At 65.6% G+C, this 15,308-nt stretch carries 12 protein-coding genes; 4 read left to right on the top strand and 8 right to left on the bottom strand.

Annotation, left to right across the window (positions count from 1 at the left end; translation table 11 throughout):
- Window positions 1-88 precede the first annotated feature (88 nt).
- A complete protein-coding gene (fdhA, locus tag AC5RVY_RS14990; RefSeq protein WP_493955494.1) occupies window positions 89-1,306 on the bottom strand; it encodes a formaldehyde dehydrogenase, glutathione-independent in 1,218 nt (405 codons plus the stop codon).
- A 347-nt stretch (window positions 1,307-1,653) separates the two neighbouring features.
- Between fdhA and AC5RVY_RS14985 the strand changes: the two genes are divergently transcribed.
- A complete protein-coding gene (locus AC5RVY_RS14985) occupies window positions 1,654-1,983 on the top strand; it encodes a DUF6457 domain-containing protein (protein ID WP_493955493.1) in 330 nt (109 codons plus the stop codon).
- A 70-nt stretch (window positions 1,984-2,053) separates the two neighbouring features.
- Here the strand turns inward: AC5RVY_RS14985 and AC5RVY_RS14980 are convergent, their stop codons facing one another.
- Window positions 2,054-4,381 carry an FdhF/YdeP family oxidoreductase gene (locus AC5RVY_RS14980; RefSeq protein ID WP_493955492.1) on the bottom strand — a complete coding sequence of 776 codons (2,328 nt, stop codon included), beginning with the start codon at window positions 4,379-4,381 and terminating at the stop codon, window positions 2,054-2,056.
- Window positions 4,382-4,619: 238 nt separating this feature from the next.
- On the opposite strand from AC5RVY_RS14980, the gene AC5RVY_RS14975 reads away from it, so the two are divergent.
- A complete protein-coding gene (locus tag AC5RVY_RS14975; RefSeq protein ID WP_493955491.1) occupies window positions 4,620-6,323 on the top strand; it encodes a RecQ family ATP-dependent DNA helicase in 1,704 nt (567 codons plus the stop codon).
- Window positions 6,324-6,360: 37 nt separating this feature from the next.
- On the top strand, window positions 6,361-7,566 hold the full coding sequence (locus tag AC5RVY_RS14970; protein ID WP_493955490.1) for a TerC family protein: 1,206 nt from the start codon (window positions 6,361-6,363) through the stop codon (window positions 7,564-7,566).
- On the opposite strand, the gene eda is transcribed toward AC5RVY_RS14970, so the two are convergent.
- From eda to AC5RVY_RS14940, 6 genes are all read right to left on the bottom strand, one after another.
- Window positions 7,567-8,193 (bottom strand): bifunctional 4-hydroxy-2-oxoglutarate aldolase/2-dehydro-3-deoxy-phosphogluconate aldolase, encoded by a 627-nt coding sequence (gene eda, locus AC5RVY_RS14965; protein ID WP_493955489.1) that lies wholly within the window; start codon window positions 8,191-8,193, stop codon window positions 7,567-7,569.
- Complete coding sequence (locus AC5RVY_RS14960; protein ID WP_493955640.1) at window positions 8,186-9,574, bottom strand: mannitol dehydrogenase family protein; 1,389 nt, start codon at window positions 9,572-9,574, stop codon at window positions 8,186-8,188. The genes eda and AC5RVY_RS14960 overlap by 8 nt, the downstream gene beginning before the upstream one ends.
- 65 nt (window positions 9,575-9,639) lie before the next feature.
- Window positions 9,640-10,623, bottom strand: a complete 984-nt coding sequence (locus AC5RVY_RS14955) for a PfkB family carbohydrate kinase (protein ID WP_493955639.1) — start codon at window positions 10,621-10,623, stop codon at window positions 9,640-9,642.
- Window positions 10,624-10,658: 35 nt separating this feature from the next.
- A complete protein-coding gene (gene manD, locus AC5RVY_RS14950) occupies window positions 10,659-11,870 on the bottom strand; it encodes a D-mannonate dehydratase ManD (protein ID WP_493955488.1) in 1,212 nt (403 codons plus the stop codon).
- A 95-nt stretch (window positions 11,871-11,965) separates the two neighbouring features.
- Window positions 11,966-12,997, bottom strand: a complete 1,032-nt coding sequence (locus tag AC5RVY_RS14945; protein ID WP_493955487.1) for an L-idonate 5-dehydrogenase — start codon at window positions 12,995-12,997, stop codon at window positions 11,966-11,968.
- Window positions 12,994-14,385: an MFS transporter gene (locus AC5RVY_RS14940; RefSeq protein WP_493955486.1), complete on the bottom strand. Its 1,392-nt coding sequence runs from the start codon at window positions 14,383-14,385 to the stop codon at window positions 12,994-12,996. The genes AC5RVY_RS14945 and AC5RVY_RS14940 overlap by 4 nt, the downstream gene beginning before the upstream one ends.
- A 192-nt stretch (window positions 14,386-14,577) precedes the next feature.
- Between AC5RVY_RS14940 and AC5RVY_RS14935 the strand changes: the two genes are divergently transcribed.
- The gene (locus AC5RVY_RS14935) at window positions 14,578-15,300 is read left to right on the top strand and encodes a GntR family transcriptional regulator (RefSeq protein ID WP_493955485.1); all 723 of its coding nucleotides are present in this window, start codon (window positions 14,578-14,580) and stop codon (window positions 15,298-15,300) included.
- Window positions 15,301-15,308: the final 8 nt, after the last annotated feature.

The raw sequence follows: 15,308 nt of genomic DNA, 5'->3' as shown, positions 1-15,308 counted from the left end.
GGCCCGGGCGGCCCTTATTTCCGCATCGATGTTTCCCTTGCAGACCACCGTCCGCCGTGCGCCTCCCCTTTAAAATGGACCGGTTCGGTCAGCTCAGGTATCCGTTCGGGTTGAGGATGTACTTGGTGGCTGCACCGGCGTCGAACTCCGCATAGCCCTTCGGCGCTTCTTCCAGAGGAATCGCCTTGGCATTGACATTCTTGGCGATGTTGACCTTGTCATTGAGGATGGCCATCATCAGCTGCCGGTTGTACTTCATTACCGGGCACTGGCCTGTGGTGAAGCTCAGCGACTTGGCCCAGCCAGTGCCCAGGCTCAGGCTCAGCGAGCCTTTCTTGGCAGCCTCGTCGATGCCGCCCGGATCGCCCGTCACGTACAGTCCGGGGATGCCGAGCGCGCCGCCTGCCGCTGTGATGTCCATCAGTGAGTTCAGCACGGTGGCGGGTGCCTCTTCGGCGTCCTTGCCATGCCCTTGTCCCCGCGCCTCGAAGCCCACCGCGTCCACACCGCAGTCCACCTCCGGCACGCCGAGGATCTGCTCGATCTGCTCCGCCGGGCCTCCCTTGGTAAGGTCCACCGTTTCACAGCCAAAGCTGCGCGCCCTCGCCAGCCGTTCCTCGTTGAGGTCCCCAACAATCACGACGGCGGCGCCCAGCAAATGTGCGCTGGTGGCCGCTGCGAGGCCCACGGGACCAGCTCCGGCAATGTACACGGTGGACCCGACTCCCACGCCCGCCGTCACCGCGCCGTGGAACCCGGTGGGGAAAATATCCGAGAGCATGGCCAGGTCGAGGATTTTTTCCATGGCCCGGTCCTTGTCCGGGAACTTAAGCAGGTTCCAGTCCGCGTACGGCACCAGCACGTAGTTGGCCTGGCCACCCACCCAGCCGCCCATGTCCACGTACCCGTAGGCGCTGCCGGGGCGGTCCGGGTTCACGTTCAGGCAAATGCCGGTCTTACGCTCCTTGCAGTTCCGGCACCGGCCACAGGCGATGTTGAACGGCACGGAGCAGAGGTCGCCCACCTTGATGAACTCGACGTCGCGCCCTACCTCCACTACCTCACCGGTGATCTCGTGCCCCAGCACCAGGTTGGGCGGAGCCGTGGTCCGACCGCGCACCATGTGCTGGTCCGAGCCGCAGATATTGGTGGCCACGGTCTTAAGGATCACCCCGTGGTTGACGGCACGCCCCACGTTCGCGGGGTTGACGCCCGGCCCGTCCTTGAGTTCGAAACTTGGGTAGTCAATGTCGATTACTTCAACCTTGCCTGGCTCCTTGTAGGCAACGGCTTTGTTCCCTGTCATCTGTTTCTCCTGTCGTCAGGCCTGCCCGGTAGGGCGGCCGCCGTGATCCTGGGTAGGTGAAGTACCCCTGCAGGTCCCTGCTTCGGCCGGAGATGATTCCATGGCGGGCGTGGCCCGGTGCCGGTTGATCCCTTAACGGTTGATGTGCCGCCTGGTCTTGCCGGGGCTTCTGCGCTGGGGTCCGCCCAGTCTAGGCAGGGGCATGCGGCTGTGCCAGAGCCTGAAGGGAGGTGGCTCTACCCTCTTTGTGATTAGGGGTTTTGGTGCCCCGATGACTTCCGGGGCGAAGCCTTGTAGTGTCGGCACCGGAAGAGCGAGCAGGCCAATGTTGACGAAGGAGCGGACCAATGGCAGTCAGTGACGAGGAAGCGCAAGTGCTGGACCAGTGGAGCAACAGGCTTGCCCAGGCGCTGCAGATCCTGGACCTCAAGGTGGATAACGAGCTGCTCCTTGACCTGGCCAGGCGGTCCGCCGATTCGATAATCCACCCGGCCGCTCCTGTCACCACGTTCCTGGTGGGCTATGCCGCAGGCTTGGAAGCCGGGACCGGCAGCGCAGGGTCACGGGATGCCTCCAGTGCGGCAGTACAGCGGGCAGCGGACGTTGCCTTCGGCCTGTGCGAGGACGGGCACGACGGCGGTCCCGCCAGCCAGGGCTGGGCGGACACTGCGCAGTAGGCGGACACCACGGCAGTAGGAGGTGGAGCCCGCCGGAGTCCGGACCGGTTCCGACAGGCTGAACCACCGGCTAACCCGCGGCGGTCGGCTCCTCTTCGAGTACCGGAACCGGCTCGAGCTTTACAATCACGGCCTTGGACGCAGGGGTCTGGCTGCCCTCGGCCACACTCTCCAGGGGCACCAGGACATTGGCTTCCGGGTAATAGGCTGCGGCGCAGCCGCGGGCCGTGGGGTAGGACACCACCCGGTAGTTCCGCAGGACGCGCTCCGCGTTGTCCGGGTAAACGCCCCGGATGTCCACATGCTGCCCGTCCTCAAGCCCCAGTTCGGCGAGGTCCGCCGGGCTCACGAACACCACCTCGCGGCCCTTCTTGATGCCCCGGTAACGGTCATTGTGGCCGTAGATGGTGGTGTTGAACTGGTCGTGCGAGCGCAAGCTCTGCAGGATCAAGGTGCCTTTTGGACGTTCCACGGCTTCGAGTTCGTTTACGGTGAGAATGGCCTTGCCCGTGGGGGTGTTGAACGTCCGGGAGTCCCGGGGCCCGTTGGGCAGGATGAACCCGCCCTCCTGGCGGATCTTCCGGTTGTAGTCCTCGCAGCCAACCACCACGTGGGAGATGTGCTCCCGAATGAGGTCGTAGTCCTTTTCGAAGCCGACCCAGTCGGCGGCGATCCGGTCGCCCAGCACACGCCGGGCAAGACGGCTGACAATCGCCACTTCGGACAACAGCCCGGGCGCCACCGGTTCTACCGTTCCGTGGGAGGCGTGAACCGCGCAGACAGTGTCCTCCACGGAAACGAACTGCGGGCCGGTTTCCTGCCGGTCTATTTCCGTGCGGCCCAGGGTGGGCAGGATCAAGGCTTCGGCCCCTGTCACACCGTGGGAGTGGTTGAGCTTCGTGGAGATCTGGACGGACAACTCAGTGTTCTCCATCGCAGCCTCCGCGGCGCGGGTGTCTGACATGGCGCCCACAAAGTTGCCGCCCAGGCCCACAAAAACCTTGATCCGCCCGTCGCGCATTTGCCGAATGGTTTCCACTGCGTCCGCGCCATGCTCCCGCGGCGGGTCGAAGCTGAACTCCCGGCCGAGGGCGTCCAGGAACGCCGGGGGCATCTGCTCCCAGATTCCCATGGTCCGGTCGCCCTGGACATTGCTGTGTCCGCGGATAGGCGAGGCACCGGCACCGGGTTTGCCGATGTTGCCGCGGAGCAGCAGCAGGTTGATGATCTCCTTGATGGTTGCCACGGCCTTTTTGTGCTGGGTGATGCCCATGGCCCAGGTGATGATCACCTTGTCCGCCCGAAGGTAGCGGTCCGCCAGTTCGTCGATCTCTTCCGAGCGGAGCCCGGTGGCTTCAAGGACGGTGGCTTCGTCCAGCGTGGCAAGGTGTGCCTTGAGTTCCTCAAGCCCCTGGCAGTGCTCCTCAAGGAACTGCTGGTCCAGGACGGTCCCCGGCGCTGCGGCTTCTGCCTCGAGAACCCGCTTGGACACGGCCTGCAGGAGCGCCATGTCGCCGCCGAGCCGGATCTGCAGGAATTGGTCGGCCAGGTCCGTGCCATGCCCGATGATGCCCTTCACCCGCTGCGGGTTCTTGTAGCGCATCAGTCCCGCCTCGGGCAACGGATTGACCGCTACGATCTGGGCGCCGGCCTCCTTGGCTTCCTCCAGGGCGGTGAGCATCCGCGGATGGTTGGTGCCCGGGTTCTGTCCCAGAATGATGATCAGGCTGGCCTTGGCATAGTCGTTGTAGGAGACGGTGGCCTTGCCCACCCCGATGGTCTGGCCCATGCCCCAACCGGAGGACTCGTGGCACATGTTGGAGCAGTCCGGCAGGTTGTTGGTGCCGTACCCGCGGATGAACAGCTGGTACAGGAATGCGGCCTCATTGGAGGTGCGGCCGCTGGTGTAGAAGGCTGCCTGGTCAGGGCTCGGCAGGGACGTCAGCTTGTCCGCGATGATGCCGAACGCCTCGTCCCAGCCCACGGGCCGGTAATGGTCCTCGCCCGCCGGCTTGTATACGGGTTCGGTAAGCCGGCCCTGCATCCCCAGCCAGTACTCTGACCGCTCCCGGAGCTCGCTGACCGGATGCTCGGCCCAGAATTCCGAGGAGACCACTACAGGTGTGGCTTCCCAGGTGACGGCCTTCGCCCCGTTTTCGCAGAATTCGAACGTTTTGCGGTGGCCCGGGTCCGGCCACGCGCAGCTCATGCAGTCGAACCCATCCTTCTGGTTCAGTGCCAGCAGGGTTTTCCGCGACCGCTCCACACCCATGTGCTTGATGGCGGGCTGCATCGAGTGGTAGACGCCGGGGACTCCCGCAGCCCAGGTCTTGGGGTGTCCGGTCACTTCAAGCTCAGACTCGTCGGCTTCTTCGACCTTCGGATTTTTGCGCGTCACGCTGCACTCTCCTCGCTTATCCCGGCCCCAAAATGCAGTGCGTGCGCCGCGGGGCCGGTTCCTCCCACACTTGTTCAGGGTGGCCGGGAAGTCAAGGACAGCGACGGATATGTGCACTACAAGAGCGGAGGCTTTCCACATAGTGACGCACATTGACGACGGCGCGTCCCGGCCGCGCTAGGCTGGTTACCTCGGCTGAAGCAAGCGGCCGCAGGATTCACTGTGGGAGCCGCTTCTTATGTCCGACGATCACGCCCTTGCCGCCCTGGCGGCGTCTTCCTTTTCCCTCCCCCACCTCCGTCATGGCCAGTTGGCGGGCATGGCTGCCCTGGCCAGCGGCCGCGACGTCCTGGCCGTCATGCCCACCGGCTACGGTAAATCCGCCATCTATCAGGTGGCTGCCGAGTACCTTAAGGACAAAACCGGACGCCCCGCCGTCGTGGTGTCACCGCTCATCGCCCTGCAGGAGGACCAGCTTGACGGGCTGTCCGGGGACCTCGGTGACGAAGCCGCCGTCGCCATCAACTCCTCCCACACCGGCTCGGAGCTTGAAGCGGCGTGGCAGGCGGCAGAGACCGGCAAGGCCACCTTCCTCTTCCTTGCCCCTGAACAGCTCGCCAAACAGGAAACCGTGGACCGGATCAGGAAGCTGGATATCTCCATCTTTGTGGTGGACGAGGCACATTGTGTCTCCTCCTGGGGCCACGATTTCCGTCCCGACTACCTCAACCTGGGCAATGTCCGCAAGCACTTGGGCAGCCCGCCGGTGGCAGCGCTCACCGCCACCGCATCACCGCCCGTGCGGGACGAGATCGCCGAGCGGCTGGGCATGGAGGATCCGCTGATCCTGGTGCACGGTTTCGACCGGCCCAACATCAGCCTCGATGTGGTCCGCCACCAGGAGGACAAGGGCAAGCGGAAGGCCGTGCTGGAACAGGTGTCGGGCCTGGCCAGGGAACGGGGCCAGGGCCTGCTGTACGCCGCCACCCGGAAGGACACCGAGAAGTACGCGGCAAAACTGGCCAAGGAAGGACTCCGCGCGGAGGCCTATCACGCCGGCCGGTCGGCTGTTGACCGGGAGCGCATCCACGAGCTGTTCCTGGACGACCAGCTGGATGTGGTGGTCGCCACCACGGCTTTTGGGATGGGCATCGACAAGCCGAATGTCCGTTTCGTGGTGCACGCGGACATTCCTGAAGCGCTGGACGCGTATTACCAGGAGATCGGCCGGGCGGGGCGCGACGGTGAGCCTGCCGAAGCCGTGCTGCATTACCGCGCCGAGGACCTTGGCCTGCGGAAGTTCTTTGGCACCCACTCCCCCGATCCGGACCGGCTGCTGGCCGTCCTGAAGGTCCTGAAGTCCGCGGGAGCGCCGGCTCCGAAAGCGTCAGTGGCTGAGCTGACAGACTTCCCGGTGCGCCGTGTCACCGGCCTGGTGAACCAGCTGGAGGAGGCCGGAGCGGTCACGTCAGGCAAGCGAGGGATCCGCCTCACGTCCAAAGCCAAGCTGTCCGCCCTGGTCCAGCGCGCCGTCGAACTCGCTGAGGCCCGGCAACGCGTGGACCAGTCGCGGCTCACCATGATGCGCGCCTACGCGGAGACAGACAGCTGCCGGCGGCAGTTCCTGCTGGGCTACTTCGGTGAGGAACTGCCCGAGCCGTGCGGCAACTGCGACGCGTGCGCTGAAGCCGCCAAGCAGGCGGAGTCGCACGGCGCCCCAAAGGACACTAACGATGACGGCGGGCCGGGGCCCGGCGGGCAGGCCGCCGAAATTGCCGACGAGCCGTTCCCGCTGCAGTCCTCCGTGATCCACAAGGAATGGGGACCGGGCCTGGTGATGCGGCACGAGGACGACGTTATTACTGTTCTGTTCGAACAGGAGGGCTACAAGACGTTGTCCCGTACCGCCGTCGTGGAGCATGAACTCCTCAAGCCTGCCTGAGTAGGCTGGGGGGAGACTCCAACGAAAGGCATGCACCATGGACGTACCCTCCTATGTCTGGACGCTGACCATCGTGGGGATTGTTGGCCTCCTGGCTTTCGATTTCTTTTTCCATGTGCGGAAGGCCCATACGCCCTCGCTGAAGGAATCCGCCACGTGGTCCGCGATTTATGTGGGGATTGCGCTGGTTTTCGGGCTGGGTGTGCTGGTGTTCGGCGGGCCAACGATGGGCACCGAGTACTTCGCCGGCTACGTTACGGAAGAGGCGCTCTCCGTCGACAACCTCTTTGTGTTCCTCATCATCATGGCCAGTTTCAGGGTGCCTCGGGCGCACCAGCAGAAGGTGCTCCTGTTCGGCATCGTCTTCTCGCTGATCGCCCGGACGGCCTTTATTTTCGTCGGCGCCACGTTGATCAACAGGTTCGCCTGGGTGTTCTATCTCTTCGGCCTCATCCTGCTGATCACCGCCGGAAACCTGCTGCGGCCCGAAAACCATGACGACGAGGACGCGGACGGGCTGGTGGTGCGGCTCGCCAAGAAGTTCCTGCCGGCCTCGCAACACTACGACGGAGACAAGCTCTTCACCATCGAAAACGGCAAGCGCGTTCTCACCCCGATGCTCCTGGTAATGGTGGCCCTCGGCGGCACGGATCTGCTTTTCGCGCTGGATTCCATCCCGGCCATCTTCGGCCTGACCCAGAACGTGTATATCGTCTTCACGGCCACGGCTTTCTCGCTGATGGGCCTGCGCCAGTTGTTCTTCCTGATTGACGGTCTGCTGGACCGGCTGATCTTCCTCTCGTACGGCCTGGCGGTCATCCTGGGCTTTATCGGCGTGAAGCTGATCCTGCACGCCCTGCACGAGAACACCCTGCCGTTCATCAACGACGGCCAGCACGTGAATGTGGTGGAAGTCAGCACGGGTGTTTCCCTGGCCGTGATCCTCGGTGTGCTGGTGGTGACCATCCTGGCCTCCGTCTTCAGCTCCAAGGGCAAGGCCAAGAACGCCGTCTCCGGCGCCAAGCGGCACGCCAACGAATATCTGGACCTCAACTACGAGACGGACATGGCGGAACGGGACAAGATTTTCGCCGCCATGTGCCGCGAGGAGGACCAGATCCGTAAGCTGCCCGAGAAGTACAAGAAGCTCATCCGCAACGAGACCGAGTTCATGACCCTGCTGCGCAGCGCGCACGCCGAGCACGACAAAGCCCAAGTGCGCGCCGCAACGAACGGGGGCTGATCACCTGGCCAACGCCGCCGCCCCGGCCGCAAGGCTTGTAATGCGGGCCCAGTCCTTGGCCGCAACGGCGTCCGCCGGCGTCAGCCAGCTGCCGCCCACGCAGGACACGTTGGGAAGCTTCAGGTAGTCCGGTGCGGTGGCCAGGCTGATCCCGCCAGTGGGGCAGAACTGCACGTGCGGTACGGGCGCGCCGATGGCCGCAAGGTAGGACGGCCCACCCGCAGGTCCTGCCGGGAAGAATTTCATGGCGTCCAACCCGCTCTCCAGGACTGCCATGACCTCGCCCACGGTGGCCACTCCAGGCAGCACCGGGACGTCGAGCGTAAGCATGTGGGCCAGCAGGGCCGGGGTAACTCCGGGACTGACCAGGAACCGTGCCCCTGCCGAAACTGCGGCGTCTGCCTGGCCGGGAGCAAGGATGGTGCCGGCGCCCACCAGGATGTCCGGCACTTCCTCGGCAATCAGTTTCAGGGAGGTCAGCGCGGAGTCGGTGCGGAGCGTGAGCTCGATGATGCCAACGCCGCCGTCCACGAGGGCACGGGCGAGGGGAACGGCGTCCTGGGGATCGTCGATGGTGACCACCGGGATAACGGGCGAAATGCGAAGGACGCTCGATGCGTCAGCCATGGTTGATCTTCTTTCCCAGGCCGTCCGGCCCGTGAGTCTCGATGGTGCGGTACCAGTCCAGGACCAGTTTCCTGAACCCCTCGTGCTCCGCCAGGTCCTGGTCGAAAACGGGGCGGAACCCGAGCAGGGCAGGCACCACACTGTCCGCCGTGCGGCCGGCAGGCAGTGCCGCCTGCAGGTCTGCCGCCAGCGGGTCATTAAGGTCAGCTTCGGCGCTGGTGGCCACGTGGTGCATCCAGGCGGCCACGGCGAGCGCGGCCCACTTCGGTTCCCCGCCGGCGTCGAAGGTGCCCCGGATAGTGGCGAGCAACCGCAGTCCGATTTTTTGCGAGCCGTCGCTGCCCACCTTCGCCGTGGTGTGCCCCAAGGCGGGGTTGGCGAACCTGCGCAGGACCTCCGCGCAATACTGTTCCCCATCCAGCCCGGCCGGCAGGGTAATGCTGGGCAGGGCTTCCTCAAGCATCATCCGCCGGCAGGCTACCCGGAAGGGGTCCACGTTCACGGCGTCGCTGATGGTTTCCCTGCCCGCGGTGAGGCCCAGGTAGGCGAGCATGGAGTGGCTGGCGTTGAGCAGCCGCAGCTTGGCAGCTTCCCAGGCGGCGACGTCGTTGCTGAAGAGGGCACCGGCATCCTCCCAGCGCGGGCGTCCCGCGGCAAAGCGGTCCTCGAGGACCCACTGTTTGAAGGGCTCGGCCACCACGGCTGCTTCGTCCCGGAGTCCGAGCTCCTGCTCGACGGCGGCCAGGTCGGCTTCGGTGGTGGCCGGCACCATGCGGTCCACCATGGTGCTGGGGAACGTGACGTTCTCCTTCAGCCAGGCCAGCAGGGGTCCGCTTTCAGCCGGTGGCAATGCGGCGGCGAAGTCCGCTACCAGTGTGCCGGTGAGTTCACCGTTGCCCGGCAGGTTGTCGCAGGAGACCACGGAAACCGGTCCGGCGCCGAGACGGGCGCGCTGTTGGAGGCCTCGGGTAATTTGTCCGATCGCAGTGTGCGGGGCCCGGCCGGTGAGGTCCGCCTGCACCTCTGCGTCCGTGAGGTCCAGGGTGCGCGTTTGCGGATCGAAGCGGTATCCCTTTTCCGTGATGGTGAGGGTCACCACTTTTGTGGGCGGCGCGGCGATCCGGTCAACAACAAGTTGCGGGTTCTCCCGCCCCGAAATGGCCTCGACGATGCTTGAGACCAGCCGCAAAGGTGCGGCCCCCTCGCCGCGCTCGGCCACGGTGAACAGCCCATCCTGCGGGGCGAGCTGCCGGGCCACGGTAGCTGAACGCTGGGTAACACCGATGATTCCCCACGCGTAGTCGCCGGTGGCGGCCATGGCGTCTTCGGTGAAGACGGCGGTGTGGGCCCGGGCGAAGGCCCCCAGGCCAAGGTGGACGATACCGGGCTGGAGCTTATCCGGCTGGAGCTTCGGCTCACGGCCGCCGGCCGCCAGTTCGGAGCGGTTCAGGCGTGCGATGGGAGTGCTCCCTCTGCCGTGGCGCCGACGGCGGTTGTGTCCTTAGCCGGTGTGCTGCCGCCGGAAACTGCGGCGTGCGCGCGCGTCTGCTCGAAGGTGGGGATGAAGCCGGTCCCGCCCTTGCCTCCCACAACCAGTGAGGACGCGGCCGCGGCGAGGCGGGCCGCCGCCGGGAAGCTGTCGCCCAGTACCAGCCGGGCTGTCAGCGTCCCCACGAAGGAATCCCCGGCGCCGGTCTGGTCCACCACGGCAGGGGCAGGAATGGCGGAAATCCATGCATGCTGCGTGTCGTTTTCGGGGCCCCAGGCCAGCTGGCTTCCCTCGGCCCCGCAGGTGACGGCCACGGTGTCGGTGCCCAGGGAGCGGAGTTTTGCCGCCGCGTCCACCGCGGAGGACACGCCCAGCAGCGCGTTTGTCTCGCCCGGGAAGGAGGGTGTGACCAGGAAGGCCTGCGGCGCCAGCTCGGCGAGCACCGCCGTCGCCTCTTCCACCGAGGTGAGGCGCGGGCGGAAGTTCGGGTCGAACACAAAGCGCCGGGCCAAGGAGGCTGCTTTGATGACGGCGGCGCGTGACGTCGCAGAGATGGCGCAGGCGATGCCGCCCGCCACCACGGCGCCGGCGGCCTCGAAAACGTCCGGGTCGACGTCGTCCGGTCCCAGGGTGGACCCGACGCTGCCGCTGCGGGCGTAGGAGAACTCGCGCTCGCCGGCGGGGTCGCTGTGCACCAGGTAGACGCCCTGCTGGCCGCGGCGGAACTTCAGGAGATCGGTGGAGATGCCCAGTTCGGCAATGCGGGCCGCGATGGCTTGGCCGAGGTCGTCGTCGGTCAGGACGGACAGCAGCCCCACCTCGGCCCCGGCCGCAGCGGCAGCCGCCGCCACATTGAGGGCGTCGCCGGAAATGCCCAGCTGCGCCGGGACCCCGTGGCGGAAGGGCAGGTCGGTGGCGACTTCGACGAGGATCTCCCCCATCACCACCACATCAAAAGTATCTTGGGCCGTAGCGTTCACCAGTCGTGCACCGATCCGTCGAGGCGCCGGTTGACCGGCAGGTACTTGGGGTCGAAGGGGTAGGAGGCGGCCGCCTCCTCGTTGAACTCTACGCCCAGCCCGGGAGCCTCACCGGGGTGCATGTAGCCGTCGGTAAAGGTATAGGAAGTCTTGAAGACTTCGTTGGCCGGGTCGCGGTGGCCCATGTATTCCTGGATGCCGAAGTTAGGGATGCTCATGTCCACATGCAGGGCGGCGGCGAAGGAAACCGGGGACAGGTCACCGGCACCGTGCGACCCGGAGCGGACACCGTAGAGATCGGCCAGTGAGAAGATCCGGCGCAGGTGCGTGATGCCGCCGGCGTGTGAGACGGAGGTGCGGATGTAGTCGATCAGGCGTTCGGTGATCAGCTGCTGGCAGTCCCAGATGGAGTTGAACACCTCCCCCACGGCCACGGGAGTGGTGGTGTGCTGGCGGATCAGCCGGAATGCGGACTGGTCCTCGGCCGGCGTCGGATCCTCGATCCAGAACGGGCGGTACTCTTCCAGTGACGCGCCCAGGCGGCCCGCCTCGATGGGGGTGAGCCGGTGGTGGACGTCGTGGAGGACGTGCACGCCGTAGCCGAACTGCCCACGGACATGAGCCATCATCTTCGGGGCGAAGTCCAGGTACGCGGTGGTTTCCCACGTGTCTTCCTGCGGGACATTGCTGCTGGCCGGCTCATAAAGCTTCCCGTCCACCGGCGCGATGCCGTAGGTCTTGTCCAGGCCCGGCACCGCCGCCTGCGCCCTGATGGCTTTGTAACCCAGGTCCAGGTGGTGTTGGAAATCTGCGCTGAGATCCTCCAGCGTGGTGCCGCTGGCGTGGCCGTAGACCATCACGCCTTCGCGGGCTGCCCCGCCCAGGAGTTCGTAGACGGGCATGCCCGCGGCCTTGCCCTTGATGTCCCAGAGCGCGACGTCGATCGCGGCGATGGCTGTCATGGTCACCGGGCCACGGCGCCAGTAGGCGCCTTTATAGAAGTACTGCCAGGCGTCCTCAATGCGCCGGGCGTCGCGGCCGATCAGCAGCGGGCACAGGTGTTCGGACAGGTAGGAGGCTACAGCCAGTTCGCGACCGTTCAGAGTGGCGTCGCCCACGCCGGTAATGCCGTCCTCGGTTTCAATAACAAGCGTGACGTAGTTCCGTCCGGGCGACGAAACCACTACCCGTGCGTCGGTGATCTTCACTGGGGGTCCTTCAAATGGTGGATGTGCAGATGTAGGTCGCAGTAAGTGCCGTTATGAGGGCTCACAACGACACTCACTGCTGCGTGGTCGGGTGGTCAGTCCGCGGAGAGGCGGAGCATGACCTTGCTGCTGCCGGCGGCGGGATCCGCGGCGGTCCGCATGGCTTCCTCCGCGTCTTCAATGCCGAACTTGTGCGTGATGATCGGGGAAACGTCCAGGCCGCCGGCCATCGCCTGCAGGGCGTCTGTGATCTCGTCCACGAACCGGTAGGACCCGATCCAGGTGATTTCCCTGGTGACGAGGTCCCCCAGCGCTGCCGCGGACGGAGCGCCCGGGAGGTTGCCCACCTGGACGATGGTTCCGCCACGGGCGGTGGCCCGCAGGACTCCACCGAGCACGGCGGGGATGCCCGTGGCTTCAAACACGAGTTCCATATCCTGCGGAAGAGCGCCGCCGCCGCCCACGTTCAGCACGTCGTCCGCGCCCATGGCCTGCGCGATCCGCAATGAGGCATCGTTGATGTCCGTGGCGATGACCGTCCTTGCTCCGGCGAACTTGGCGGCCGCTGTCACCAGGGATCCGATCGGCCCGGCTCCGTTCACCAGCACGTCCCGTCCGGCCAGGTTTCCCGCCCGGCTGACTGCGTGCATGGCGACGGCGAGCGGTTCCGCGAGTGCACCGCGGAGGGTGTCCACGCCGTCGGGCAGGGGGCGGACCTGCGATGCCCTGGCCACCTTGCGCTCGCTGAAGCCGCCGTCGGTGTGCGGATCGAAGGCTGCCGAACCGAAGTACCGGATCTGCGGGTACAGGTTGGTCCGGCCCGTAAGGCGTTCGGGCATGATGCCGTCACCCACCAGCTCGGCGGGGTGCACGGTTACGGGCTGTCCCACCTCGAGGTGTTCGACGCCGGCGCCCAGTTGTGCAATTCGGCCCGCCACCTCATGGCCCAGGACCAGTGGTGACTTCAGCGCCGCCGTTCCCGAAGCTCCGTGGCGCCAGTACGAAAGGTCAGATCCGCAGATGCCGCCCCAGTCGACGTCGAGCACTACTTCCCCTGGCCCGGCCACCGGCTCGGGCCGGTCATCGATGCGGAGGTCGTTCGCGCCGTGGACTACGACGGCTTTCATACTGCGTCTTCCAGGCGGACCATGTCGCGTCCGCGGACCTCGGGGCCGACGGCGGCGGAGACCAGGGTGATCAGGGAGTAACCGATGAGCATCGCGGCGAGGGGCCACCAGTGTCCGGTGACTGCGGTGAGGGTGGCGGCCAGGAGCGGCCCGATGGCGGTGGCCAGGATACCGCCGATCTCCTTGGCCAGGGCCAGCTGGGTGAAGCGGGTGCGGGCCCCGAAGAACTCGGCCATGGTGACACTTTCCATGGCGAACAGGCTCAGGACGCCGAGGTTCAGGCCGATGACCATGGCGATGGTAATGAGAGTGGTGTTTCCGCTGGTGATCATCAGCATCATGGGGATGGCGTAGACGGCGGTCAGGGTGCTGAGGGCGAGGTACAGCGGGCGCCGGCCGAAGCGGTCCCCCAGGAGGCCAACCAGCGGGATGGTGATGAAGCCCAGGAGCGAGCCGTACATAATCGCGTTAGTGCCCACGCTCTTCTCGGTGAGCAGGACCGTGGCGAGGTAGCCCACCAGGAAGGTCTGCACGAGTCCGGAGTTGCCGGCCTGACCGAAGCGCAGGCCCAGGGCGATCAGGAAAGACTTGCCCTTCTTCTGATGCATGGCCGCTTCGATGGTGCTGGTGCCGGCGAGTTCCGGGGCCTTCGCGGCGCTCTTGATCTTGTCCTTGGGGAGGGCCACGCCGTCAACAACGTCAGCGCGCTGTTCGAAAACGGGGCTTTCCTTGATGGAGCGGCGGATCCAGACGGCGAACAGCATGATGACGAAGCTGGCCAGGAACGGGATGCGCCAGCCCCAGCTCAGGAGGTCCTCCTGGGAGAGCGAGCTCACAAGGATGGCCCACAACGCCGAGGCGCCCAGCGTGCCGGAGTTGGTGCCCAGGCAGACCAGTGAGGAGATGATGCCGCGGCGGCGGGCCGAGGCGAACTCAGCCAGCATCACCGTGGCACCCGCGATTTCCGCGCCGGCACCGAAGCCCTGAATGAGCCGAAGTGCCACCAGCAGGATGGGCGCCCAGATGCCCACCATGGCGTATGTGGGAAGAACACCAATCAGGGTCGTGGAAGCACCCATCAGGGCGATGGTGATGTAGAGGACCTTCTTGCGGCCGATCCGGTCACCCATCCGGCCAAAGTAGACCGCACCGAAAAGTCGCGCCACGTAGCCCACGCCGTAGGTGGCCATGGCGGCGATCAGGCCGATCACCGGGCTGACGTCCGGGAAGAAGATCTTGTTAAAGACGATGGCCGCGGCCAGGGAATAGAGCTGGAAGTCCATGAATTCCATGGCCGTGCCCAGCCAGCCGGAAACGGCAACCTTGGCGAGGTCCTTGGTGTTCCGGGCCTCTGCCGTGCTGGTGGGCGGCGCAATGCTCTCGGTCATCTGTTGCTCCTTTGCAGGCGATGCATTCGAAGGGGATGGATAGCGTTCGAAGGGGATATGAACAGCGTGAAGCTGGTGGCCGCCTGCCTTGGTTCCTTGGGAAGAATCAAGGAACAGTGATGGGCGGCACGTCAATTTCTACTACCATACAAGCACTACCATTCTAGTGTGTCAAGGGGCTAAACTAGGGCCATGGCAACGGACAAAAGAAGCACAGCCCCGAGACTTTCGGTGCGGGACCAGACCCTTGAGTCCCTTCGCCGCCGTATCATCTCGCTGCAGCTGCCCCCTGGCGAGCCGTTGTCAGAAAACGAGCTAGCCCAGGAGCTGGGCGTCAGCCGCACCCCGGTCCGTGAGAGCCTTATTCTGCTTCGGGAGGAAGGGCTGGTTCAGGTCTTCCCCCAAATAGGCTCCTTCGTTTCCTTGGTGGATCTGGGCCGCGTTTCAGAGGCCCAGTTTGTCCGGGAAGCCATTGAGTGCGCGTCCCTGCGGGACCTGACGGTTGATACTGCGGGAATTGCAGGCCTGCGGAAAATCCTGGAGGCCCAGACTGACGCGAACGCCGAGGGCGATGTGGAGGAATTCTTCCGGCTGGACGAGGACTTCCACCGGGAGCTGCTGCGACTGGCCGGACATGAATCCGCTTGGACGGCCGTCAACTCCGCCAAAGCCCATTTGGACCGGGCACGGCGCATGAGCCTGCTGGAAACCCGGCCCGTCTCCACGCTGATTGAGCAGCACACAGCGGTGGTGGACGCCCTGGAGGCCAACAACCTGGCCGATGCGGACAGCAGCCTCCGCCTGCACCTTCGCGCAGTTTTTGAGGACGTCCAGCGGATCCAGGAATCCATGCCGGAGCTGTTCTCGGACGGCGCCGCGCGCCCCACGAGGCGGAGCGTCGCGCGCCTGGCTTGAACCGCCCA

This window comes from Arthrobacter sp. Ha26 (assembly GCF_059091705.1).
This window is presented reverse-complemented; position numbering and strand designations above follow the sequence as displayed.